Here is a 24,577-nt window from a genome sequence, read left to right as displayed (position 1 = left end):
TTTTTGAAGCGGAAATTTCAGACATAACAGATGCCCTCTTTCCGCGTCAACGATTCCTCTGTGAACCCCTGCCAATGTCCTCGATTCGAACGATGCCGTGCCCTTCCGCGGTAGTCCTCGGAACGGCCTTCCACGCGTGTCCGTAAATCACTTCGAAAGTCAGCGCGATGGTGCCGTCGGCGCGACGACGCGCTTCCAGTGCAGCCAGCAAAGCCTTGTGCAACCGGCGCGCCGCCGGGGCAGCCGACGCCGTGTCACGTTCGAACGGATAAGCGCCCCAGCGCCGCACATCGGCAAGCAGCGACTCGGGCGACTTGTACGTGATCGTGATCGTCTCCTGGTCCATCACCGGAATTTCGAAGCCGCTTTCGACCAGCATATCGCCGAGGTCGTGCATATCGACGAAATCGATCACATGCTTGCGCGATGCCGCACCGTGAGCCGCCTCTACTTCAGCATAGGCGCCGCGCAGCTCCTTGAGCGTGTCCGGGCCGAGCGTGCTGAACATCAGCAGACCATTCACCTTGAGTACACGTTGCCACTCGGGGAACACGAGATCGGGCCGCGAGTGCCAATGCAACGCGAGATTCGACCAGATGAACTCGAACGCGCCGCCCGCAAACGGCAACGCGGAAAAGTCGGCTTGCGCGAATCGCGGACCACGCGCGCCGAGCGCCTTGCCGAGCGATGCCGGCAAAAAGCGCCGCCAGCTGGTGTCGCCGGAGTCATGGTGTAACGCTCGTGCGAGCATCCCGCGCGACAGATCGGTGCCGAACACCGGTGCCTCGGGAAAGCGTTCGCGCAGTGCGGGGATGTCTTCGCCCGCGCCGCAACCGGCGTCGAGCACGCTCGTCGGCGCGACCTTGATGAAGTCGAGACGCTCGCGCATGCGTTGCGCAATTTCGCGCGGCAGGAATGCGACGTCGCCGAAAGTCTCGGCGCGACGGTCGAAAATACGCCGGAGGCGCCGGGAATCATAGGCCGGACGGCCAGATTGAGCGGGAGTTGGGGACATGGGTGTCGTGCTGGCGTAGAGCACGAAGTATACTCGTTCGCTTATTTGCATTCAGCCGAACGGCCCTCGCGGTCGCCCACACGTGCCATTCCGCCCCTCTTCTTCGTCTTTCGCTAGCAGCTTCTCGCGTTTCGCGAGCAGTTGGCATTCGGTATGGCCCCAGGTTGTGCAAATCGCTTTACCGAATCTCTGCGCGTTATGTGGCAATTTGTCGCATAACGTGTTGTGTGGTGGCTGTGACGAAGCCTACTGGAACGAAGCGCGCTCGCGCTGCACGGTGTGCGCGGTGCCGCTGGCGTCCTCGCGTCGCGCGGGCCGCACAGGTCGTTCGAGCCGCGCTTCGTTTCGCTGCGGGGATTGCAGCGATGCGCCGCCGCCGTTCGACGCGAGTTTTGCCCTCGCCGATTACCGTCCGCCATTGGACACGCTGGCCGTCGGTCTGAAATTCCGCGCCCGGCTGATGCTCGCCGACGAATTCGCACGACGCCTCGCGCGGCTCGCACAAGACGCGGCGGATGACTCAACCGACTGGCCCGACGTGATCGCACCCGTGCCCCTGGCTCGCCGACGCCTCACCGAGCGCGGTTACAACCAGGCCTGGCAGATCGCGAAACCGCTGGCTCGCGCGCTGCGAGTACGAAGCGATGCAACCTTGCTGCAACGGGTGCTCGACACGGCACCGCAGTCACGGCTCGATCACGACGCGCGTCGGCAGAACGTGGGGCGCGCGTTCCGGGTCGCTAAACCGGTGCGCGGTCTGCACGTTGGTATTGTGGACGACGTCATGACGACCGGCGCCACACTCGAAGCGCTCGCCCACACGCTCAAAGCAGCTGGCGCACGACGGGTCACGAACTTCGTCGCGCTGCGCACTCCAAAAAACTAGTCTCCTACTGATCTCGCTATGTTCAATGTCGTTCTCGTAGAACCGGAAATTCCGCCGAACACCGGCAACGTGATTCGCCTGTGCGCCAATACGGGCGCGCGTTTGCATCTGATCGAGCCGCTCGGCTTTCCGCTCGACGATGCCAAGCTGCGCCGCGCCGGCCTCGACTATCACGAATATGCGCAAATGAATGTGCATGCCGATTGGGCAGCGTTCGTCGCCAAGGAGACGCCTGATCCGTCGCGCATGTTCGCGTTCACGACGCGCGGCTCGGGCCGTTTTCACGAGCATGCTTTCCAGTCGGGCGACTGGTTTGTGTTCGGCGCCGAAACGCGCGGCCTGCCTGACTCGGTGCTCGACCAGTTCGCGGGCGAACAACGCGTCCGTCTGCCGATGCGACCCGGCAACCGCAGCCTGAATCTGTCGAATACGGTGGCAATCGTGGTGTTCGAAGCGTGGCGCCAGACGGGCTTCGACGGCGGCGCTTGAGATCGCGTAAAGGCGGCGTCAGGTGCCGCTTTCAGCGCTGATTCAATGCCGCTTCATAGCGCGCGAACATGGCGTCGTCGAAACAGGCGAACACCACTCGTTCAATTTGCGGCGTGCGCGGGAGCGTCCCGAGCACGGTATTGAGCGCGATTTGCACGGCCTGGTCGGCGGGGAAATGGTAGATCCCGCAACTGATCGCGGGAAACGCGATGCTCGTGCACTGCGCCTGCTGCGCGATTTCCAGCGACCGGCGATAGCAGGAGGCCAGTAATTCAGCCTCGCCGTGCGCGCCGCCCCGCCACACCGGGCCAACTGCGTGGATCACGTGCCTGGCGGGCAAGCGATAGCCGCCGGTGAGTTTCGCGTCGCCGGTCGCACAGCCGCCCAGCGTTTCGCATTCGCGCAGCAACTCCTTTCCCGCCGCGCGATGAATCGCGCCGTCCACGCCTCCTCCACCTAATAAAGACGTGTTCGCCGCGTTGACGATCGCGTCCACAGCAAGCGTCGTGATGTCGACCACGCATGCTTCCAGCGTGCATCCGTTGAACCTGAACATGATGGGAAACCTCGCCGATCCGAAGCATCGATAAAAACGTGGACCGCGAAATTGAGCAGCCGTTCAGCGTCGAACCACGCTAAACGGCTGAAAGACAACGCTTATTCAGCTTTGGAATCGCGCCGCAGCAGGGCGCTGACGGCGTCGCGAGGCGCTACGCCGTCGAACAGCACGGCGCAAACCGCCTGCGTGATCGGCATCTCGATTGCATGAGCACGCGCAATCGCGAGAACCGCCTGCGCACAACGCACGCCTTCGGCAACGTGACCGAGCGCGCCGAGAATATCGTCGAGCGTACGGCCAGTGGCGAGTTGCATGCCCACCGTACGATTGCGCGACAGATCGCCGGTTGCGGTCAGGATCAGATCGCCCAGACCGGTCAAACCGGTGAACGTCTCCGCCCGTCCGCCGAGCGTCACGCCGAGGCGCGACATTTCGGCCAACCCGCGCGTGATCAACGCCGCACGCGCATTCAGACCGAGGCCGAGTCCATCGGCGATGCCCGTTGCAATGGCCAGCACGTTCTTCACTGCACCGCCCACTTCCACGCCGACGACGTCGTCGCCGGTATAGATGCGCATCGCGTCGTGATGAAACGCGGCAACCGTATGCTCGCGGCACGCAGCGGACGCGCTCGCGATCGTCAACGCAACCGGCAGACGCTGCCCGACTTCGCGCGCGAAGCTCGGGCCGGACAGCACGCCGTTACTGCTATGCGCCGGCAATTCCGCCGCGACCACCTGATGCGGCAACAACTGCGACTCGGCTTCGAACCCCTTGCACAGCCACACGATATGCGCCGGCACCTTGCCCGCGTCGCGCATCGCCCGGAACAGACCGCGCAGACCGGCCACGGGCGTTGCCACGACGCACAACGCGTCGTCGGCGAGCGCGTGGTCGAGCGCTGCGAGCAGGTCCGCTTCGTAGCGAAGCGCGGGCGGCAAAGCAACGCCCGCCAGATAGCGGGCGTTTTCGTTCGAAGCGCGGAGATCGTCGATGAGCGCGGACTCGCGCGCCCACAACAGCGTGTCGTGCCGTAGGGCCAGGTGCCCGGCGAGGGCCGTGCCCCATGCACCGGCGCCGAGGACAGCAACCTTCATAGCCGGCACTGCCTGCGACACGTTAGTGCGTGACGCCGTTCTGCGCCGCGCCTTCCTGGCTGCCCATCTGCGCGAGGCGTTGCTCGTACAGTGCCTGGAAGTTGATTTCGGCCAGGTGGATCGGCGGGAAACCAGCGCGGGTGATCGCGTCGGCGATGTTCGAGCGCAGGTACGGGAACAGGATCGTCGGGCAGGCAATGCCGACCAGCGGGTCGATCTGCTCAGCCGGGATGTTGCGGATGTCGAAAATGCCGGCTTGCTTGGCTTCGATCAGGAATGCAACCTTGTCCGACACCTTGGCCGTGACCGTGCCCGTGACGAGGATTTCGAACACGGTGTCGGCGAGACGCTCGGCCTTCACGTCGACTTCGACTTCGACCGACGGCATTTCCTGCTCGAGGAAGATGCCCGGCGAATTCGGCTGCTCGAGCGACATGTCCTTCAAATAGATGCGCTGAATGTTGAAGAACGGCTGGTTATTCTCGTCGGACATGATTGAGTGATTCCTGATTGATATGCATGGCAGCGACCCATGACTGCATGGGCCGCCAGATCGTTGCACCGCATAGTGCGCCCCGTTGGGACGACATTGCGGCGGCTTGTGTGTCACCCGCCTGCTTAAGCCGCCCGATCGCACGCCCGCGGGCGCACGACTTCGGACAGCGGGTTCAGGCGGCTTCGAGCAGCGGCATCAGACCGCCCGCGCGATCGAGCGCGGAAAGATCATCGTAACCGCCGACATGCGTCTCGCCGATGAACACCTGCGGCACCGTGCGACGACCGGTCCGGGTCATCATTTCTTCGCGACGGGCCGGGTCCTTGTCGATCAGTACCTTTTCAACGTGCTCGACGCCGCGCGACTTTAAAAGACGTTCGGCCATCTGGCAATACGGGCACACCTGGGTGCTGTACATGATCACTTTGTTCACTTGGCTGCTCCTTGTTTCACAACCGGCATACCGGCTTTCGTCCAGGCGTCGACACCGCCTTCGAGAACATGGACTTCCGCATACCCTGCATCCTGCACGATACGCGCTGCCTTGTTCGACTGCTGGCCGGTCTGGCACACCAGCAGCACCGGGTTGCTCTTGTTCTTCACGAGTTGCGCGACTTTCGCCTGCAATTCAGCGAATTCAAGGTGCCGTGCCGCGGGCAGATGCCCTTTGGCGTAGTCGGCGGCGGGACGCAGGTCGATAACCGCCGCATTGCGCCGGTTGATCAGTTGCGTGGCTTCAGCGGCCGACAGGCCACCACGGCCGCGCCGGCTGATCGTCGGCCACAGCAGCAACCCACCGGAGATGAGGACGATCGCGATCAGTACAAGGTTTGTGTAATCAGTGAAAAACTTCACGGAAAATCCGCCGAAAAAGAGAGAAATCGAAAAGGGCAATCGACCCATTATAAAATAACCGTCTGACGCGATGGCGGCGCTCCTCTAGAGGACCTCCGCAGCGCTTGACCGCTTCCTCACTACCGACCGGCAATCTCATGTACAAACTCGTTCTCATCCGCCACGGCGAATCGACGTGGAACAAGGAAAACCGCTTCACGGGCTGGGTCGACGTCGACCTCACGGAACAGGGCAACAGCGAAGCGCAGCAGGCAGGCGTGCTGTTGAAGGAATCCGGCTATTCGTTCGACATCGCGTACACGTCGGTGCTCAAGCGCGCGATCCGCACGCTGTGGCACGTGCAGGACAAAATGGATCTGATGTATCTGCCGGTAGTGCATTCGTGGCGTCTGAACGAACGTCACTACGGCGCGCTGTCGGGTCTGAACAAGGCGGAAACGGCCGCGAAGTTCGGCGACGAACAGGTGCTGGTCTGGCGCCGTAGCTACGACACGCCGCCGCCGGCCCTCGAGCCGACCGACGAGCGCGCGCCGTACAGCGATCCGCGTTACGCCAAGGTGCCGCGCGAGCAGCTGCCGCTCACCGAGTGCCTGAAAGACACCGTGGCGCGCGTGCTGCCGCTGTGGAACGAGTCGATCGCGCCGGCCATCAAGTCGGGCCGCAAAGTCGTGATAGCCGCGCACGGCAATTCGATCCGCGCGCTGGTCAAGTACCTCGACAATATTTCCGACGACGACATCGTCGGCCTGAATATTCCGAATGGCGTGCCGCTCGTCTATGAACTCGACGAAAACCTGAAGCCGATCACGCATTACTACCTCGGCGACCAGGACGCGATCGCGAAGGCGCAAGCCGCCGTCGCGAAGCAGGGCAAAGCGGGCTAAGTCCAACGTACCCGGCTGTGGCCCTTCGCTGAAACCACCAAAGAGCCACGGCCACCAGCACCGGCCGTTCGGAAATACAGTTTTGCGAAGACCAGCAAGAGCGGCTGACATCGGGCACGCAGGCGGGCTCCGCCATCCTGCGCGCGCTACCGCACCATTCTTTGCAATCGCGAGCCTGATCCCACGAACCAGGCCCGTAGCATGCTGTCGAATCACGATTGCCTGCGCCGCGCCCTGACTGGGCGAGTGTGCAGTTATACTTGTCCGTCCAAATCTCTAACGACGCTGCCACGCGCTTCCGACCGCAACAGACTCTATGCGAAAGAACCTGAAAAATATCGGCCTGATTGCCGTGGGCCTTGCTACCGGGGCATTTGCCACCCTGCAACTTTCCGCTTCGGCACAGCAGCCCGCCAGTGCCACCGCACCGCTGCCGCTAGACCAGCTCAGGCTCTTCGCCGAAGTGTTCGGGCAGATCAAACATGAATACGTCGAACCGGTCGACGATAAAAAGCTCCTCACCGCCGCAATCAAGGGCATGGTGTCGAGCCTCGACCCGCACTCGTCGTACCTCGACAAGACCGATTACGAAGAACTGCAGGAGCAGACCAAGGGTCGCTTCGCAGGTCTCGGCATCGAAATTTCGTCGGAAGACGGCCTGATCAAGGTGATTTCGCCGATCGAAGACACGCCCGCGTTCCGCGCAGGCATCCGTCCGGGCGACCTGATCACGCGTATCAACGACAAGCCGGTTCGCGGCATGACGCTCGACCAGGCGGTCAAGCAGATGCGCGGCGATCCGGGCACCAAGGTCACGCTTACGATCTTCCGCAAGACCGACGACCGCACGTTCCCGCTCACCGTCACGCGCGCCATCATCAAGGTGCAGTCGGTCAAGGGCAAGGTGCTCGCACCGGGCTACGCGTATGTCCGTATCACCAGCTTCCAGGAACGCACCGTGCCGGATCTCGCAGCGAAGCTGCAAGACATCGCGCGCCAGTCGCCGAACCTGAAGGGACTGATCCTCGATCTGCGTAACAACGGCGGCGGTCTGCTGCAAAGCGCGGTCGGCGTAGCAGGCGCGTTCCTGCCGCCGAACTCGGTGGTGGTGTCGACCAACGGTCAGATTCCGGACTCGAAGCAGGTCTACCGCGACACGTACGACAACTACCGTCTGCAATCTTTCGACAGCGATCCGCTGAAAGACGTCCCGGCAATCTTCAAGACCGTGCCGATGGTCGTGCTGACCAACGCCTACTCGGCATCGGCGTCGGAAATCGTCGCTGGCGCGCTGCAGGATCAACGCCGTGCGCTGATCGTCGGCAAGACCACGTTCGGCAAGGGCTCGGTGCAAACCGTCCGCCCGATGACCGCCGACACCGCGCTGCGTCTGACCACGGCGTACTACTACACGCCGAGCGGCCGTTCGATCCAGAACAAGGGCATCCGTCCTGACGTCGCGGTCGATCAATACGCAGACGGCGATCCGGACGACGCACTCGTGACCCGTGAAGTCGACTACTCGAATCACCTTGCGAACACGCAAGATCCGAACGAGAAGAAGGAAGCGGAACAGCGCGAACAGGACCGTATGGACCAACTGCGCCTGCTCGAAGAAGCGAACGACAAGAAGACGCCGGAACAGCGTCAGAAAGATCGTGATCGCAAGCCGGTTGAATTCGGTTCGGCCGACGACTTCATGATGCAGCAAGGTCTGAACAAGCTCGAAGGCAAGCCGGTGCAGGAATCGAAGTCGCTGTCCGAGCGCCGTCTCGCGCAGAACAAGCCGGAAACTTCGGCGTCCGCGCCGGTCGCAGTGAAGCCGACGCAGCCGGTTCCGGGCGCATCGGGCACGGCGCCGGCCTCGGCTCCGGCAACGCAAGGTAAGTAAGCAGCAAGCCTGTCAGCGTGTCTGCGCCGCAACTCTTGCGGCGCAGACACGCAGTATCACCCTCAGCGATCCCACCCTCTGCGCGATTAAAATAACAACACGAAACGCGCGCTGCAGACCTCCGGTTTGCCGTCCATCGCGCGACACACTCACGCGCTCCGCCATGAATGACGATCAACTCCTCCGCTACTCCCGCCACATCCTCGTCGATGAAATCGGCATAGAAGCGCAGCAGCGTTTTATCGATGCTCACGCGATCATCGTCGGCGCAGGCGGCTTGGGTTCGCCAGCCGCCATGTATCTCGCGGCGGCAGGCGTCGGCAAGCTGACGCTGGTCGATGCCGATACCGTCGATCTGACCAATCTGCAACGGCAGATCCTTCATGTGAGCGCGTCGGTTGGGCGCAAGAAGGTGGAGTCCGGCCGCGACGCGATCGCGCAGATCAATCCTGAAGTCGTGGTGAACGCGGTGGCCGAGCGTGTCGACGATGCCTGGCTCGATCGCGAAGTGCCGAACGCGACGGTCGTGCTCGATTGCACCGATAACTTCGCAACGCGTCATGCGATCAACCGTGCGTGCGTGAAGCACAGCGTGCCGCTCGTGTCGGGCGCGGCGTTGCGCTTCGACGGCCAGATCAGCACGTTCGATTTCCGCGATCAGGCGTCGCCGTGCTACGCGTGCGTGTTTCCCGAAGACCAGCCGTTCGAGGAAGTCGCGTGCTCGACCATGGGCGTGTTCGCACCGACGGTCGGCATCATCGGATCGATGCAGGCGGCTGAAGCGCTCAAGGTGATCGGCGCAATCGGTACGCCTCTGGTCGGCCGGTTGACCATGCTCGATTCGTTACGCATGGAATGGAACACGATGCGCATTGCGCGTCAGCCGGATTGCCCGGTATGCGGATCGAAGCATCACGATTGATGAACCTGTTTCTTCTGGACGCTAAATGACAAACGCCGCACATGTGCGGCGTTTGTCATTTCAGGCAGCGAAACCAGCGAGCCATCAAGCCAGCGACACCAGCTTCAATGCTGCCTGCACCTCTTCCGGTTCGAACGAAGCCAGCACATCGGCCACCGGCTTCTCCAGCGTCTTCAGATGCGAGCGCAGCACCTCCTGCTTGACCACCAGGATCTGGCTCGGATGCATCGAAAACTCGGTGAGGCCCATGCCGAGCAACAGACGCGTCAACGCCGGATCACCCGCCATCTCGCCGCAGACCGACACCGGCACGCCCGCGCGCTTCGCTTCACGCAGCGTGAACGCGATCAGATGCAGCACGGCCGGATGCAGCGGATCGTACAGATGCGCGACAGAGTTATCCGCGCGATCGATTGCCAGCGTGTACTGGATCAGATCGTTCGTGCCGATCGACAGAAAATCGAGCCGCTTCAGGAACAACGGCAACGCGATGGCAGCCGCCGGAATCTCGATCATCGCGCCGACCTGAACGTTCGGATCGTACGCGATGCCGGCGTCGTCCAGTTGACGCTTGGCTTCGCGGATCAGATCGAGCGTCTGGTCGATTTCCTGCGCATGCGCAAGCATCGGAATCAGAATCTTCACCGTGCCGAACACCGATGCGCGCAGAATCGCGCGCAACTGCGTCAGGAACATCTGCGGCTCGGAGAGGCTCCAGCGAATCGCCCGCAGCCCCAGCGCAGGGTTCGCGGCAGTTTCGTAACCATCGCCGCTGCTCATCGAATCGAGCGGCTTGTCGGCGCCGACGTCGATCGTGCGAATCGTGACCGGCAGACCGTTCATCAACTCGGCCGCCCGGCGATACGCGGCGAATTGCTCCTCCTCTTCCGGCAGACGGTCCTTGTGATTCATGAACAGGAACTCGGTGCGGAACAGGCCTACGCCGGTCGCGCCCGAATCGACCGCCGCGCGTGCGTCTTCCGGCAACTCGATGTTCGCGCACAGTTCGATGCGCGTGCCGCACAGCGTTTGCGTCGGCGAAAATTTGAGGCGCTGAAGCTTGCGCTGCTCCAGCGCCTTTTCGCTCTGCCGATACGAATACTCTTCGAGCACGATCGGCGCGGGATCGACGATCACAATTCCATGATCGCCATCGACGATGATCAGATCGTCCTGGCGGATCAACGCGCTCGCGTGCTGCACGCCGACCGCCGCCGGAATGCCGAGACTGCGCGCGACGATTGCCGTGTGCGACGTGCGTCCGCCGAGATCCGTGACGAAGCCCTGGAACGTCTGCGTCTTGAACTGCATCATGTCGGCCGGCGCGATGTCGTGCGCGACCACGATCATTTCGTCGCACGTGCCGTGTACGCCATCGAGCGCCGTCGACGCCCCAGCGAGTGCCTTCAGCACGCGCTCCACCACCTGCTCGATGTCGGCTTTCCGCTCACGCAGATATTCGTCTTCGATATCGTCGAAATGGCGCGACAGGCGTTCGAGCTGCTCCGTGAGCGCCCACTCCACGTTGTAGCGGCGCGTGCGGATCAGGTCGATGGTTTCCTGAACGAGCATTGCATCGTTCAGGATCATTGAATGAACGTTGATGAACGCGCCCATCTCGCTCGGCGCATCTGCTGCGAGATCGGCGCGCAGCGTGTCCAGCTCCCGATGTACATGTTGCTGGGCCGCGCGAAAGCGTTCGACCTCCCCTTCGATCTGGGCCGGTTCGATCAGATAGTGGTCTACGTCAAGTGCTGCCGGGGCGATCAGATAGGCCCGCCCGATGGCGATACCGCGTGACACGGGAATTCCATGCAGCGTGAAGGACACGCGCACCTCCTCTAGTTGTGTGATGCCGCGGCAAACCGCTGCAATGCTCTCAGACTGTGTTGTTCATTATAAATTCCGCGTCCTTTGCAAGTAGGCCGGGGCTGTGTGCAGTGCAGCACGAATTATCGTCATCGTCATGGCTCGTACGTCCGTATGCTTGCGTTCCGCCAACACGAATCATGCAGTTACGCGCGAACAACTTTTCACTTCACTGCGACCTCAGCGACTTTCGTCTGCGCATTGTCACGCGCTAAAAAAAACGCCGCGGACAACCGCGGCGTTAGCGCTCATCGCGACGAGTGCGCGCTGATCACTGGCCCTCGCCGAATTTATCGGCAATCAGTTTCAGCAATGCGTCCATCGCGTCTTTTTCGTCGGCGCCTTCTGTTTCGATCAACACGGTGCTGCCGATACCCGCTGCCAGCATCATCACTCCCATGATGCTCTTCGCATTGATACGGCGGCCATTGCGGCTCATCCAGATTTCAGCCTGGAAGTTGCCCGCGAGTTGCGTCAACTTGGCCGACGCGCGCGCGTGCAGCCCCAGCTTGTTCACAATAGTCGTTTCCTGTTGCAGCATGATGGTCCGAAGCGCGGGTAAGTAGGTTGTGGAAGATGAAACTGCAAACCAGTTGCATTGCGTTTGAAGCGTGGCCCGAAGCGTCGGTCGATCTGCGGACTGCTTCGCCAGGACTGACTCGCGAGTTGTCTATAAACCTGCCGAGTCTGCCTTTTGTGTCAGGTCGGCGCCCTCGGGGAGTGCCGGCACACAGGTGTCGGCGGCAGCCTCTGGCGGTAGCGCGGGCAGGCAGTCGCCGGAAGCCGCAGCGGGCGCGACAGGCGCTGGCGTAGCGGGTCCGATGGCATGCACGCCCTTGGTCGCACCTGCAAGCGCCTTGTCGACCAAGGTGTCGAGCGGCGTCGCGCGATAACAGACTGCGCGCACCAGCATCGGCAGATTGACGCCGCACAGCACGCGCACATTCGGCGTGGTGGCGAGGCGCCCTGCGATATTCGCCGGTGTCGCACCAAACATATCGGTCAGCACCAGCGCGCCGTTTTCTTCCTTGAGGCGCTCGATTTCCGAATTCGCGAACGCGACCATCTGGACAGGGTCGCAATCCGGCGAAACGTCGATCACGCCGATCCGAGCCGGCAAGCCACCATAGATATGCGAAATACAATCGCGCAACGCGGTGGCGAACGGAGCGTGCGCAATGATCAGAATGCCTGCCATGTCAGCCTTACTGCAAAATAACGGCCCCGAACTGTGGAGCGGGACGAAACCCGTTCCCCAAGCGCCCTCGACCGGCCGTCAGTCACGAGAGCTGGAACGCACCATTTGACGAGCGGCTCGCGAAGCATGGCTCGGGACTGCATGCCTTGCCTGCCGAAGTTGCCTGCGGAACTGCTCGTGCATAGTCCGCCAATCCACGTCGAAAGCCTCTCATGGAAGCTGTTGAACCGGCTTGGCGCGAAAGAGCGGGCATTGTAGCAGGCTCATTTTCGCGCCAAATCCGGTGTCGCGCGTGATGCGGATTTACTACCCAGTTTGGGGGTCGCCACGTGCATTCAAGGGCGCGGCGATGGCGGCATCATGCCGCTTTCGTCAGGCTGCCGCACGCTCCAGCGCGTCGATGAACATGGCTGCTACGTCGAAGCCGGTCTGATCCATGATTTCGCGGAAACACGTCGGGCTCGTCACGTTGACTTCGGTCAGCCAGTCGCCGATGGCATCGAGTCCGACCAGCAGCAGACCGCGCGCGGCGAGCACCGGTGCAAGCGTGTCGGCGATCTTGCGATCGTGCTCGGTCAGCGGTCGCGCAACACCCAACCCGCCGGCAGCCAGATTCCCGCGCACCTCATTCCCCTGAGGAATCCGCGCGAGCGAATACGGTACCGCTTCACCGCCAATCAACAGAATGCGCTTATCTCCATCCTTGATCTCGGGGATGAATTTCTGCGCCATTACCGAACGCGCGCCGTCGTGACTCAGCATTTCGATGATCGAACCGAGGTTCATGCCGTCGGCTTTCACGCGAAACACGCCCATGCCGCCCATGCCGTCGAGCGGCTTGAGGATCACGTCGCCGTGTTCTTCGTGGAACGCCCGCAGACGCGTTGCGTCGCGCGTGACCAGCGTGGGCGTGACGAACTGCGCAAATTCGCCGATTGCGAGCTTTTCCGAATGATCGCGAATCGCCTGCGGCTTGTTGAAAATGCGTGCACCGCCGCGTTCGGCCATTTCCAGCAGCCACGTCGACGTCACGTATTCCATGTCGAACGGCGGGTCTTTACGCATCACCACGGCGCTGAAGCTTTTCAGCGAGCGCGGCGCGGCGGGATCGGCGGCATACCAGACGTCGCGATGCAGATCGGTCACGTCGCCGACAATCGCAAAACGCTGCACGTTCGCTTCGACGTCGCCGCCCGTCCACGCCAGATGCTTCGGCTCGCACGTGTACACCACATGCCCGCGGCGTGCCGCTTCGGCCATCATCGCGTAAGTCGAATCTTTGTAGATCTTGAATTGCGTGAGCGGATCGGCGATGAAAAGAATATCCATGAAGCTCCCGGTGCGCCCTGACGGGCTTGGCATTGTTCGTAAATATAGTCGTTGAAAATGACGATGGCGGCACGCATGCCGCCATCGCTCATTCAGGATGGCTTAGACCTGGATCGCTTCCGGGTCGGTCTTTTCCAGTTCGACCGATGCGGCCAGCAGCCCCAGACGGGCCACCACGCCGTACATGTAGAAGCGGTTCGGCGGCGCCGCGCCCGGCTTGGCGTGCGCGTCGGGCAAGGCCGTATGTTCGAAGCCGAGCGGCACGAAGTGCATGCCGGGCGCGTTCAGATTCTGATCGCGCTCGCGGCTGCCGTGCACGCGGTAGAAACCGCCGACCACGTAACGGTCGATCATGTAGACGACCGGCTCGGCCACTTCCTCGCCGATGCGCTCGAACGTGTACACGCCTTCCTGCACGATCACGTCGTGCACTTCGAGACCGTCTTTGGTCGCCGCCATCTTCGCGCGTTCGCGCTTGGTGAGCGCGGCCACTTCGGACGCGTCGTGCACCGTCATCACGCCCATGCCGTAGGTACCCGCATCGGACTTGATGACGACATACGGTTTCTCGGAGATGCCGTACTCGCGATACTTCTTCGCGATCTTCTTCAGCACGCCGTCGATCGCATCGGCCAGCGCTTCTTCGCCGATACGCTCCTGGAAATCGACCCCTTCGACGTGCGCGAAGTAAGGATTGATCATCCACGGATCGATTTCGACCATTTTCGCGAACTTCTTCGCAACGTCGTCATAACACGAGAAATGCGTCGATTTACGGCGAACCGCCCAGCCTGCATGTAGCGGCGGCAGCAGATACTGCTCGTGCAGATTTTCGAGAATCGGCGGGATGCCGCCAGACAGATCGTTGTTCAGCAGAATCGAACACGGGTCGAAATTCTTCAGGCCGAGGCGCCGCTGCGAGCGCTCGAGCGGCTCGAGCACCAGCTTCTGACCATCGGACAATGCGATGGTCACCGGTCCGTTGATGCTTTCGTCGAGCGTGCCGAAACGCACGTTCAGGCCCGCCTGGCGCATGATCGCGGCCAGCCGGGCGACGTTTTCGAGGTAAAAGGCGTTGCGCGTGTGGCGCTCGGGAATCACCAGCAGGTTTTTCGCGTCGGGACAGATCTTTTCGATCGACGCCATCGCGGCCTGCACCGCGAGCGGCAGCACTTCCTGCGGCAGATTGTTGAATGCGCCGGGGAATAGATTGGTGTCGACCGGCGCGAGCTTGAAGCCCGCGTTGCGCAGGTCGACGGAACAGTAGAACGGCGGCGTGTGCTCCTGCCATTCGAGCCGGAACCAGCGTTCGATTGCGGGCGTAGCGTCGAGGATCTTCCGCTCAAGATCGAGCAGCGGGCCGTTTAACGCCGTAACTAGGTGCGGAACCATTGATCACTCGCAGACTGGAGAAAAAAGATTGTAAAGCCAATGCTTTGTCCATTTGGGGACGGTTTCTCCAATCGCAAGCGGACGCGAATGCATTCTCGCTATTGGGATGATAGGCAGGGAAATCTACTGTTTCCAGGAGTGCCAGCAAGAAAAAAGCCCGCCATGAAGGCGGGCCAAAATCGCTGCGCTTGTTCGTAATCCGGCGAGCCCGGGAGCACGGGCCCGCGGAGACTTCAGGTCGATGCTTTATTCGACGTGTTCGCCGTGCAGGCTCACGTCCAGACCTTCGCGTTCCTGTTCTTCCGTCACGCGAATGCCCATCACCATGTCGATGACCTTCAGCAGGATGTAGCTCACCACGCCGCTGTAGATCAGCGTCGTCAGCACGCCCTTGGCTTGCAGAACGATGCTGCCGTCCGCGCCGCCGATGTCCTTCACCGCGAACACACCCGTCAGCAGCGCACCCACGATACCGCCGATGCAGTGCACGCCGAACGCGTCGAGCGAGTCGTCGTAACCGAGCTTGTGCTTGAGCCACGTTGCCGACCAGTAGCAGACCACGCCTGCAACGATACCGATCACCAGCGAACCCGTCATACCGACGAAGCCCGAAGCCGGCGTGATTGCCACCAGACCTGCCACTGCGCCCGACACGATACCGAGCACCGACGGCTTACCCTTGGACGCCCATTCAGCGAACATCCATGCGAGTGCTGCTGCTGCGGTTGCCACTTGCGTTGCGAACATCGCGAAACCGGCACGGCCGTCAGCCGCCACTGCCGAACCCGCGTTGAAGCCGAACCAGCCTACCCACAGCATCGCGCCACCGATCAGCGTGAGCGTCAGGTTGTGCGGCGCCATGGCTTCCTTGCCGTAGCCGACACGCTTGCCGAGCACCAGCGCGCAGACCAGCGCCGCGATACCGGCGTTGATGTGCACCACCGTGCCGCCCGCGAAGTCGAGGATGCCTGCCGTAGCCAGCCAGCCGGTCGGTTCCCAGACCATGTGCGCGATCGGCGAGTAGACGATGATCGACCACAGCGTCATGAACACGAGCATCGCCGAGAACTTCATACGGTCGGCAAACGCGCCCGTGATCAGTGCCGGGGTGATGATCGCAAACGTCATCTGATAAACGACATAGACCGTTTCCGGGATCGTCGGGGCCAGGTGGCTGACGGTCAGCGTAGTGGCCTTATCGCCCTTGATGTAGTTCATGCCCGCCATGAAGAAGCGCGAGAAGCCGCCGATGAACGAGTTACCCGGCGTGAAGGCCAGCGTGTAGCCGATCACCACCCAGATGATCGACACCAGGCAGGTGATCGCGAAGCTTTGCATCAGGATCGCCAGCACGCTCTTTTTGCGGACCATGCCGCCGTAGAACAGCGCCAGACCCGGGATCGTCATGAACAGCACGAGCGCGGTGGAGGTCAGCATCCAGGCGGTGTCGCCCGAATTGATCTTCGACGAATCGACCGAGAACGGCGCGGTCGGAGCAGCCGGTGCGGCAGCAGCCGCGGCCGATGCATCAGCCGGAGCGGAAGCGGTCGCATCCGGTGCCGACGCTGCGGGTGCGGCGGCCGGTGCCGAAGCGTCCGGTGCCGGCGCGCTGGCCGTCGTGTCGGCAGGCGCCGAAGCGGCTGCGGGAGCCGACGCGTCGTCCGCGAGGGCAGCGCCGATACCGCCCGCGAGCAGCGAACCGGCCATCAGCAAGGACATCAATAATTTGCGCATCTTTCGTTTCCTCTTATCGCTATCTGTGTCGCTATCTTTTCGTATTACAGAGCGTCCGCGCCGGTCTCCCCGGTGCGAATCCGAATCACCTGCTCGATCGGCGTGACGAAAATCTTGCCGTCGCCGATCTTGCCCGTGCGTGCCGCGCGTTCGAGCGCCTCGATCGCCTGGTCGACGATGTCGTCCGAGACAGCCGCCTCGATCTTCACCTTCGGCAGAAAATCGACCACATACTCAGCACCCCGATACAACTCCGTGTGGCCTTTCTGACGGCCAAAACCCTTGACTTCCGTCACCGTGATGCCCGAGACGCCGATGGCCGACAAGGCTTCGCGCGCCTCATCGAGCTTGAACGGCTTGATGATTGCGGTAATGAGTTTCATGAAATCCCTCGCTTAGTTTGCTAAACCCGTTGCTAACCCGTTTGCGTACCCGTAACCCGTTCGCGTGGCCTCGTTCGCCTGCCGGTAAAAAGCTCCCGACAGGGCGCGCGGGGCAGTAACAGCAACTCGCATGCCATGTTGTGTCAGACTGCGCACCGCGCGTCTTTGAGAAGGGGCGCAAACCGCCCTGGCCGGATGGCCAACGCGGGCGGGGGACGGTGGCGCGGCGTATGGATCGTTGCTAGAGTGTTCGAAGGTTTTCAACGCATGGCCGCGCACCAAAGGCGCTCATGCGGCGGCGGCACTCAACAGGGCACGCACCAAGACAGCCCATTCGCCGTAACAAAGCACAGACGTAACGAAACATGCACATTTTTTGTGCACCAAGGGGAACACCATGAAACAACCGAACGACGTTTTTAACGATTTTCAGGCTCGCATGAGCGAGCTGTTCAAGAACTCGCCGGCCAAAGATGTCGAACGCAACGTCAAAGCCATGCTGTCGCAGGGCTTCTCGAAACTCGATCTGGTCACGCGCGAAGAATTCGATACGCAGACGCAGGTGCTGGTACGTACGCGCGCCCGTCTGGAAGAGCTGGAGCGCCGTGTCGCCGAGCTCGAACAGAAGTTGCCCGTCACGGCAACCCAAACGCCTTAACGCTTCAGCCGCAGCCGCGTGGCTGCGTAGTGCTGCACATCACAGGCAAGCGAGCCGTGACGTCATCAGCGTTTTAGGGGACTCGCGCGCGCCTTGGCACGCGGTCCGACGGGAGAAAACATGTCGCTTGCCGTGGTGCGCAGTCGCGCGCCGGCCTCTGGCCGCGCGCCCGAAGTAACCGTCGAGGTCCACCTCGCCAACGGATTACCCTCTTTTTCGATCGTCGGCCTTCCCGATCTGGAAGTACGCGAAAGCCGCGAGCGCGTGCGCGCGGCGCTGCAGAATTGCAGCTTCGATTTCCCCGTCAGACGAATAACCGTCAATCTGGCTCCCGCCGATTTACCTAAAGAGTCCGGTCGTTTCGATCTGCCGATCGCGCTCGGCATTCTCGCGGCGAGCGGGCAAATCCCCGCTGAATCGCTGCTGCATCGAGAATTTGCGGGCGAGCTGTCGTTGACTGGTGCGCTTCGGCCAATGCGCGGAGCGTTCGCGATGGCTTGCGGGACCGCGCGCAGCGGCGGCGGTTCGTCTGGCTGCCCGGCATCTTCCCCTACGATTTCGTCGTGTGGCGAGCCCCTGACGGGCCAGATGCCGACGGAGCGCACTCCGCAGCTCTACCTGCCTGCAGCCAGCGCAGCGGAAGCGGCCCTGGTGCCCGGCGTCGATGTTTATGGCGCGGCGGATCTGCCGTCACTATGCGCCCATCTGGCAGACGCGCCCGACGCGCGGCTTTACCCCGTAGCCGCACCCGACCTGGCCGGAATCACACCGGCCCTCATTCCCGACATGGCCGATGTGATCGGCCAACGCGCGGCTCGCCGGGCGCTGGAGGTCGCGGCAGCCGGTGGACATCACGTGCTGTTGATCGGGCCGCCCGGCGCGGGCAAGTCGATGCTCGCCGCGCGGCTGCCTGGTCTGCTTCCGCCCATGACCGACGACGAAGCGCTCAGTTCCGCCGCGTTGCTGTCGGCCAGCCGGGCGGGCTTCTCACCAGCTCAATGGCGGCAACGACCGTTTCGCTCGCCGCATCATTCGTCGAGTGCGGCGGCGCTGGTCGGGGGACGCAATCCACCGCAGCCCGGCGAGATCACTTTGGCTCATCTGGGCGTTTTGTTTTTGGACGAAATCCCGGAATTCGACCGGAACGCGCTGGAGACCCTTCGTGAACCTCTTGAAGCCGGCCGAATCACCATTTCGCGAGCGGCGCTGCAGGCAGACTTCCCGGCAGCGTGCCAGCTGATCGCCGCGATGAATCCGTGCCCATGCGGATGGCGGGGCGATCCTGGCGGCCGCTGTCGCTGCACGCCGGACGTCGCTGCGCGATACCTGCGCAAGCTATCCGGCCCACTGCTTGACCGGATCGATATCCAGCTGGAAATTCCCGCGCTCACGCCCGCGGAACTGTCGGCCCGCGCCGCCGTGGCCGGTGAAGCAAGCGCGCCAATTGCACAACGCGTCGCCGCTGCACGCGAACGTCAGATCAACCGGCAAGGCATGACCAACCGCGAATTGGGCGGACGTCAGGTGGACGACGTCTGTCGCCCGGACGCCGCAGGCGAGGCGCTGCTACGCGAAGCGGGCGAGCGTTTTGGCTGGTCTGCGCGAGCCTACTATCGCGTGCTGAAAGTCGCGCGGACTATCGCCGACCTCGCGGGCGCCACCATGCCGAGCGCCGCGCAGATTGCGGAGGCGATTCAGTATCGGCGAGCTTTTGGCTCGGTATAAAGAGAAAAAGTCGCTGTCAAGACTTGACTTATGCACAAGTTCAAGCCTTCGTTAGATTTAGAAACAACTGAAAGGCGCATTGAAAGGCCCTCCAGAAAACCGTTGATTTCATTGGTTTTTTTCAAAGACCTTGCGTAACTCGCGTCTGACAGAATGCCCACGGGATGGGCTTTTGCGGCAAATCTGGCAGAGTTCTCAACAGAGTTATCCACAGGTAACGTGTGGATAGGAAAAACTTCAACGTAAACCGGGGATTAGCGCACGATGTTACGAAGAAACTTTCACTGAGTTAACTCATTTAAAAGTGCGCTGAACCGGGCAAAAGTACCGCTTCAATACAGTTGAAACGACGAAAAAAATTGATCGACCTGCTCTTGAGGGAGCGGTTTGGCGGCGATGATCGCGGCCTGATAGACGTGGTGACCGTGCGCCACCAGTCGGGCATAGATGGTGCGCGTTTCGTGCTGCGCTCCAGCCTCGCCGCTTAGCTGCATTTCCAGACCGGGCACCTTACCGCCCGCGGCTAACGGAATTTGCACGTCATGCGCGGCTGGCGCGGCGCTCAGATTGCGGGCGAGGCCGTCGCGCAGGAATTCGAGTGCGGCACGTTGGGTGGCATCGGCGTCGTCGGGCAGCATCACGGTGCCGACTGCGAACACGGCGTTGCCGGCTTCGGCAGTCTGCATTGCCATCTGCATGGGCTTTCCGTCGATCTGTACAGCCCGCTGGTCGCTGCTCGGCTTCGCGGGAAGATCGACGGTGTAGCCGTTATCGTTGTTCATGATGGTTCGCCAGTCGAAGGTCGGCGAACAGGCGGTCAGCGCGGCGCCGAGCACCAGCGCGCAGGCCGTCGTGCGAAGCATGGCCCGAAGTTGCGGTTTTGCAGACGGGTTGCTAGCGAAAGCCGATGCTGAACTGGAAAACCGGGCGTGGGCCTGCGCAAGCCGCGAACCACCTTTAGCCGGAAAGCGACGACGCACCACACGGACGATCAAACGATAAACGCCAAAATCGAATCGGGACATAGGGACAGAAGATCGGACTGACGGGAACATGAAGCCCCATTATCCGCTCCCGCCCGCGCTCCTGCGTCGTCGTGGTGAATGGAGCTACAATGGCGCAGTTGTCAAGCACCGGGCCGAAAGCCCACAACCGACCACTGTCCCGCGCGCTCCGCGCGACTCTCGAGGTTCCCGTTCATGAGCTCCAACCCGTCTACCGCCGTCAAGCGAACCAGCCCGCTTCGCTACGTCATCGTGGCTGCCGTGGCGATTGCACTCGCCGTTGCCGGCTATTTCGCGTTTGCCGGCCAGCAACGTGTGCCGGACGCGACTTTCACGCTGCTGTCGGGCCAGAAGGTTTCGACCGCCGACCTCAAGGGCAAGGTCTACCTCGTCAACTTCTGGGCGACCAACTGCGACACCTGCATGAAGGAAATGCCGCAGATGGTCCAGACCTATAACCGCTTCAAGGGCCAGGGTCTGGAATTCGTCGCGGTCGCGATGAACTACGACGCGCCGATGTACGTGGCCAATTACACGCAAACGCGTCAGTTGCCGTTCAAGGTTGCGATGGACGACGGCTCGGCCGCCAAGCAGTTCGGCAACGTCCAGCTCACGCCGACCACGTTCCTCGTCGACAAGGACGGCAAGATTCTGAAGCGCTACGTGGGCGAGCCGGAATTCGCGGAACTCGACCAGCTGCTGGAAAAAGCGCTGAAAGCAGCCTGAACGCGCGGCATCGTCGCTACATCTGATACCTGAATCAAACGCGCCGGCATCGCAATAATGCGCCGGCGCGATTCGCTCCTCACCGCTCCCCTTCCCCTTTGGCCGCCAGGCCATATCGCTTGATCTTCTCGTAGAGCGTGGCCTTGCCGAGTTGTAGCCGGTCCGCTGCGACCGCGACCGCTCCGCCCGCCTGCTCCAATGCCTCCGCGATCATCGCGCGTTCGAATTGCTCGATACGCTCCTTCAGCGGTTGCGCGGCCGCTTCGTCGGCGGCGAAAGACATGACGGGGTCCTCGGCGATGCCTAGCACGAAGCGATCGGCGGCATTGCGCAACTCGCGCACGTTGCCCGGCCAGTCGCGCTGCATCAGGCTCGCCCGCTGCCGGTCGGTGAGGATCGGCGCGGGACGCTGATAGCGCACCGCCGCATCCAGCAGAAAATGTTCGAACAGCGGCACGATGTCCTCGCGACGCTCGCCCAATGGCGGCAGCGCAATCGTCACCACGTTCAGCCGATACAGCAGGTCGCGCCGGAAAGATCCGTCCGCGACATGCTCGGCCATGTCACCCTTGGCCGCAGCCACCACGCGGCAATTCACGCGAATCGGCTGATTGGAGCCAAGGCGCTCCAGCACGCCGTCCTGCAGCACGCGCAGCAGCTTGACCTGCAACGCGAGCGGCATGCTCTCGATTTCATCGAGAAACAGCGTACCGCCCGACGCATGTTCGAGCTTGCCGATCCGGCGTTTCGCGGCGCCGGTGAACGCGCCCGGCTCGTAGCCGAACATCTCCGATTCGAACATCGGCTCCGGCAACGCGCCGCAGTTCACTGCGATAAACGGCTTGTCGCGACGCGGCGACAATTCGTGCAGACTGCGGGCGATCAACTCCTTGCCCGCGCCCGTGTCGCCGTTGATCAGCACGGACGCGTCGGTCGGCGCGACGTTGGCGATCAACCGGCGCACCTGCTCGATCGCCGGACTGCGGCCGATGATCCGCGGCGCCACCGTATTCTGTTCGGCCAGTTCACGCCGCAGCGCCGTGTTTTCGAGCACCAGCTTGCGCCGCTCCAGCGCGCGCCTCACTGTTTCGATCAGACGCTCGGACGCGAACGGCTTCTCGATGAAGTCATACGCGCCGTCGCGCATCGCCTGAACCGCCATCGAAATATCGCCGTGACCCGTCACCAGAATCACCGGCACGTCGGGCGCGCGTTCGTGGCATTGCGCCAGCAGATCGAGACCGCTCGCGCCGGGCAGGCGGATGTCGCTGACAATCACGCCGCAGAAATCCGCGCTGATCATCTTCGCCGCCGATTCCACCGACGCGTGACCGATCACTTCGAAGCCCGCCAGTTGCAAACTCTGGACGCTGGCGCGGCGCACCAGTTCGTCGTCTTCGATATACAGCACCTGCAGGCCGTGGTTCATGTCGTTTTCCATCTGATTCCGATTCAGGAGCCCGTGGTGAGCGGGTCCGTAGTGTGGCTCGTCTGCACGCGCGCGCGGCGCAGCGTCAACACGAATGATGCACCGCCGTCCGGCGCGTTGCGCGCCACCAGCGTGCCGCCACAATCGCGCGCAATCGACGACGAAATTGCGAGCCCGAGGCCCAGTCCCTGGCCCATTTCCTTGGTCGTAAAGAACGGCTCGAACAGACGCGGCAGCACGTCGTCGGGAATGCCGGGGCCGTTGTCGCTCACCACGAACGACAGGCTTGTTTCACCGACTTCGATCCCGATGACGATGCGCGGCGGGTTCATCCCCGAGGTTGCGTCGAGTGCATTGCCAAGCAGGTTGATCAGCACCTGTTCGAGCCGCAGATCGTCGCAATGGGCGATCAGTTCGGGATGGTCGTCGGCGAGGCTGAGCGGCGTGCGCGTGCCGCTGTCCGCGTCGAGCAGCGCGTAGCCGAGTTCGACACCCTGCAAGCGCTTTTGCAGCAAGCCCACGACGTTGCGCAACGCCCGCATGATCGGCGCGCGCGCACTGCGCGGCCGCGCCCGCCCGACGAACAGCTTCAGTTGATTGGTGATCTTGCCCATGCGCTCGGTGAGCGACGCGATCGCTTCGAGATTCTCGCGCGCCGACGCCTGATCGCCGCGTTCGAGCAACACACGCGTGTTGTCCGAAAAACTGCGTAGCGCGGCCAGCGGCTGATTCAACTCATGCGTGATGCCCGCCGCCATCTGACCGAGCGCGGCGAGCTTGCTCGCCTGGATCAGTTCGTCGTGCGCGGCGCGCAGTTCCTGCTCGGCGCGCGTGCGTTCGGCGACTTCCCTCTGCAACTGTTCGTTCGCTTCGGACAGATCGGCGGTGCGCTCGGCGACGCGCCGGTTCAGTTCCGCATACGCCTTTTGCAGCAGCGCGCGGCTGCGCATCACCTCGCGCACGCGGGCGCGGCGCATGCGCCAGTAGAACGCGAGCAACACGAGCGACACGTAACCGAAGCCCGTGACGATGGTCGCCTTGCGCGCATCGGCGTCGACGGGATCGACCGGCGACATCGTGATCAGATGCCAGTCCGGCTCGCCCATGCTGCGGCGCGACGCGAGGTAGCGCGGCGCATAACGGCCGCCGCCAATCCGCACGATCTGCGCGTTGCCTTCGAGCGTGCGCTCGATCGACACCGGTAGCGGCGCAATCGGTTGCTGCGCATATTGGCGCGCCTGATAGATCGAATCGGCGACCGGTCCCGACAGCGGACGGATCGTGTGATATTTCCACGCCGGCACCGACGATAGAAAGATCACGCCGTGGTCGTCGGTGACGAGAAGCGGTTCGCTTGCGTCGACACCCTGAAACCATTCCAGATCGAGCTTGACGACCGCCACGCCGACAATCTTGCCGTCGCGCCGCACTGGCTGCGAGATGTAGTAGCCCGGCGCCTGCGAAATCGTGCCGATGCCGAAAAAGCGGCCCACGCCGCCGTTCACCGCATCGAGAAAATACGGCCGGAATTGATAGCTCGCGCCGACAAAGCTGCCCGGACCGCGCCAGTTGCTGGCAGCGACACAGTAGCCTTCGAACGAAATAATGTAGGTGACCGTGGCCCGCGCGTGCAGGTTTAGGTCTTCGAGATAGAGATTGGCGCGCTTGACGTTGGCCGGACTGGGATCGATCAGCACGTCCTGCACGATCGGATGTTCGCCCAGCAGATACGGCAGCGACTCATAGCGCTCAAGCGTGCTTTTCAGCGCGCTGGCAGTACGGTCGGCCCGCACGGCGGCGTTGCGCCGCAACGTGTCGACACCGCTTTTCCACGCGATGCTGTAGGTGAGTCCACACGCCGCCGCGAGCCCGGCAACGAGCGCGAAGAGGATCAACAGGCGGCGGGTCACGTTGGCAATATCCGATCGATGAGGATCGGACATTGTGGCATAAGGCGACGCGCCGTCGGCTTGAGCTTCCATTGCCGACGGCGGCTGGGACTGGCTTGCGGACACCGGTTTCATACGCAGGTGTCC

The 24,577-nt window shown here is 62.5% G+C and carries 24 protein-coding genes; 8 read left to right on the top strand and 16 right to left on the bottom strand.

What is annotated here, in order from left to right:
- Positions 1–46: 46 nt before the first annotated feature.
- Complete coding sequence (locus BLS41_RS02990; RefSeq protein WP_074762885.1) at positions 47–1,015, bottom strand: methyltransferase domain-containing protein; 969 nt, start codon at positions 1,013–1,015, stop codon at positions 47–49.
- 166 nt (positions 1,016–1,181) lie between these two features.
- Here BLS41_RS02990 and BLS41_RS02985 point away from each other — a divergent pair, with 166 nt between their 5' ends.
- Together BLS41_RS02985 and trmL are read left to right on the top strand one after the other, a co-directional pair.
- On the top strand, positions 1,182–1,901 hold the full coding sequence (locus tag BLS41_RS02985; protein ID WP_171910187.1) for a ComF family protein: 720 nt from the start codon (positions 1,182–1,184) through the stop codon (positions 1,899–1,901).
- Between the two features lie 18 nt (positions 1,902–1,919).
- A complete protein-coding gene (gene trmL, locus BLS41_RS02980) occupies positions 1,920–2,390 on the top strand; it encodes a tRNA (uridine(34)/cytosine(34)/5-carboxymethylaminomethyluridine(34)-2'-O)-methyltransferase TrmL (RefSeq protein ID WP_074762883.1) in 471 nt (156 codons plus the stop codon).
- A 31-nt stretch (positions 2,391–2,421) separates the two neighbouring features.
- Here trmL and BLS41_RS02975 read toward each other — a convergent pair whose 3' ends face one another.
- The 5 genes from BLS41_RS02975 to BLS41_RS02955 form a co-directional block, all read right to left on the bottom strand.
- On the bottom strand, positions 2,422–2,946 hold the full coding sequence (locus BLS41_RS02975; RefSeq protein ID WP_074762882.1) for an O-acetyl-ADP-ribose deacetylase: 525 nt from the start codon (positions 2,944–2,946) through the stop codon (positions 2,422–2,424).
- A 101-nt stretch (positions 2,947–3,047) separates the two neighbouring features.
- On the bottom strand, positions 3,048–4,046 hold the full coding sequence (locus BLS41_RS02970) for an NAD(P)H-dependent glycerol-3-phosphate dehydrogenase (protein WP_074762881.1): 999 nt from the start codon (positions 4,044–4,046) through the stop codon (positions 3,048–3,050).
- Positions 4,047–4,068: 22 nt separating this feature from the next.
- Positions 4,069–4,539, bottom strand: a complete 471-nt coding sequence (gene secB / locus BLS41_RS02965; RefSeq protein ID WP_074762880.1) for a protein-export chaperone SecB — start codon at positions 4,537–4,539, stop codon at positions 4,069–4,071.
- Between the two features lie 175 nt (positions 4,540–4,714).
- Complete coding sequence (grxC, locus tag BLS41_RS02960) at positions 4,715–4,975, bottom strand: glutaredoxin 3 (protein WP_028199035.1); 261 nt, start codon at positions 4,973–4,975, stop codon at positions 4,715–4,717.
- Positions 4,972–5,397 carry a rhodanese-like domain-containing protein gene (locus BLS41_RS02955; RefSeq protein ID WP_074766243.1) on the bottom strand — a complete coding sequence of 142 codons (426 nt, stop codon included), beginning with the start codon at positions 5,395–5,397 and terminating at the stop codon, positions 4,972–4,974. The genes grxC and BLS41_RS02955 overlap by 4 nt, the downstream gene beginning before the upstream one ends.
- Before the next feature lie 137 nt (positions 5,398–5,534).
- Here BLS41_RS02955 and gpmA point away from each other — a divergent pair, with 137 nt between their 5' ends.
- The 3 genes from gpmA (at position 5,535) to BLS41_RS02940 (ending at position 9,094) form a co-directional block, all read left to right on the top strand.
- Positions 5,535–6,281, top strand: coding sequence for a 2,3-diphosphoglycerate-dependent phosphoglycerate mutase (gpmA, locus tag BLS41_RS02950; protein ID WP_074762879.1), 747 nt, complete (start codon positions 5,535–5,537; stop codon positions 6,279–6,281).
- Positions 6,282–6,597: 316 nt separating this feature from the next.
- Entirely contained in the window at positions 6,598–8,172 is a 1,575-nt protein-coding gene (locus BLS41_RS02945) for a S41 family peptidase (protein ID WP_074762878.1), read from the top strand.
- Positions 8,173–8,335: 163 nt separating this feature from the next.
- Positions 8,336–9,094, top strand: coding sequence for a HesA/MoeB/ThiF family protein (locus BLS41_RS02940; RefSeq protein ID WP_074762877.1), 759 nt, complete (start codon positions 8,336–8,338; stop codon positions 9,092–9,094).
- Between the two features lie 84 nt (positions 9,095–9,178).
- Here the strand turns inward: BLS41_RS02940 and ptsP are convergent, their stop codons facing one another.
- The 7 genes from ptsP to BLS41_RS02905 form a co-directional block, all read right to left on the bottom strand.
- Positions 9,179–10,924 carry a phosphoenolpyruvate--protein phosphotransferase gene (ptsP, locus tag BLS41_RS02935; protein WP_074762876.1) on the bottom strand — a complete coding sequence of 582 codons (1,746 nt, stop codon included), beginning with the start codon at positions 10,922–10,924 and terminating at the stop codon, positions 9,179–9,181.
- 310 nt (positions 10,925–11,234) lie between these two features.
- Positions 11,235–11,504 (bottom strand): HPr family phosphocarrier protein, encoded by a 270-nt coding sequence (locus tag BLS41_RS02930; protein WP_074762875.1) that lies wholly within the window; start codon positions 11,502–11,504, stop codon positions 11,235–11,237.
- 129 nt (positions 11,505–11,633) lie between these two features.
- A complete protein-coding gene (locus BLS41_RS02925) occupies positions 11,634–12,161 on the bottom strand; it encodes a PTS sugar transporter subunit IIA (RefSeq protein WP_074762874.1) in 528 nt (175 codons plus the stop codon).
- Positions 12,162–12,533: 372 nt separating this feature from the next.
- Positions 12,534–13,490: a glutathione synthase gene (gshB, locus tag BLS41_RS02920; protein ID WP_074762873.1), complete on the bottom strand. Its 957-nt coding sequence runs from the start codon at positions 13,488–13,490 to the stop codon at positions 12,534–12,536.
- Between the two features lie 102 nt (positions 13,491–13,592).
- Positions 13,593–14,882 carry a glutamate--cysteine ligase gene (gene gshA, locus BLS41_RS02915; RefSeq protein ID WP_074762872.1) on the bottom strand — a complete coding sequence of 430 codons (1,290 nt, stop codon included), beginning with the start codon at positions 14,880–14,882 and terminating at the stop codon, positions 13,593–13,595.
- Between the two features lie 246 nt (positions 14,883–15,128).
- The gene (locus BLS41_RS02910; RefSeq protein WP_074762871.1) at positions 15,129–16,616 is read right to left on the bottom strand and encodes an ammonium transporter; all 1,488 of its coding nucleotides are present in this window, start codon (positions 16,614–16,616) and stop codon (positions 15,129–15,131) included.
- A gap of 44 nt (positions 16,617–16,660) precedes the next feature.
- Positions 16,661–16,999, bottom strand: coding sequence for a P-II family nitrogen regulator (locus BLS41_RS02905; RefSeq protein WP_006048089.1), 339 nt, complete (start codon positions 16,997–16,999; stop codon positions 16,661–16,663).
- Positions 17,000–17,396: 397 nt separating this feature from the next.
- Here BLS41_RS02905 and BLS41_RS02900 point away from each other — a divergent pair, with 397 nt between their 5' ends.
- Positions 17,397–17,657 (top strand): accessory factor UbiK family protein, encoded by a 261-nt coding sequence (locus BLS41_RS02900; protein WP_074762870.1) that lies wholly within the window; start codon positions 17,397–17,399, stop codon positions 17,655–17,657.
- A gap of 120 nt (positions 17,658–17,777) precedes the next feature.
- Positions 17,778–19,382, top strand: a complete 1,605-nt coding sequence (locus tag BLS41_RS02895; RefSeq protein ID WP_074762869.1) for a YifB family Mg chelatase-like AAA ATPase — start codon at positions 17,778–17,780, stop codon at positions 19,380–19,382.
- 332 nt (positions 19,383–19,714) lie between these two features.
- On the opposite strand, the gene BLS41_RS02890 is transcribed toward BLS41_RS02895, so the two are convergent.
- Positions 19,715–20,245: a hypothetical protein gene (locus tag BLS41_RS02890; protein ID WP_074762868.1), complete on the bottom strand. Its 531-nt coding sequence runs from the start codon at positions 20,243–20,245 to the stop codon at positions 19,715–19,717.
- 336 nt (positions 20,246–20,581) lie between these two features.
- Between BLS41_RS02890 and BLS41_RS02885 the strand changes: the two genes are divergently transcribed.
- Entirely contained in the window at positions 20,582–21,112 is a 531-nt protein-coding gene (locus tag BLS41_RS02885; protein ID WP_074762867.1) for a peroxiredoxin family protein, read from the top strand.
- 79 nt (positions 21,113–21,191) lie between these two features.
- Here BLS41_RS02885 and BLS41_RS02880 read toward each other — a convergent pair whose 3' ends face one another.
- Both BLS41_RS02880 and BLS41_RS02875 read right to left on the bottom strand, forming a co-directional pair.
- Entirely contained in the window at positions 21,192–22,541 is a 1,350-nt protein-coding gene (locus tag BLS41_RS02880; protein WP_074766241.1) for a sigma-54-dependent transcriptional regulator, read from the bottom strand.
- 23 nt (positions 22,542–22,564) lie between these two features.
- Positions 22,565–24,565 carry a sensor histidine kinase gene (locus BLS41_RS02875; protein WP_074762866.1) on the bottom strand — a complete coding sequence of 667 codons (2,001 nt, stop codon included), beginning with the start codon at positions 24,563–24,565 and terminating at the stop codon, positions 22,565–22,567.
- Between the last annotated feature and the right edge of the window lie 12 nt (positions 24,566–24,577).

Source organism: Paraburkholderia fungorum (assembly GCF_900099835.1).
Lineage (GTDB): Bacteria > Pseudomonadota > Gammaproteobacteria > Burkholderiales > Burkholderiaceae > Paraburkholderia > Paraburkholderia fungorum_A.
The sequence above is the reverse complement of the archived record's forward strand: the minus strand, read 5'-3'. Positions and strand labels throughout refer to the sequence as shown.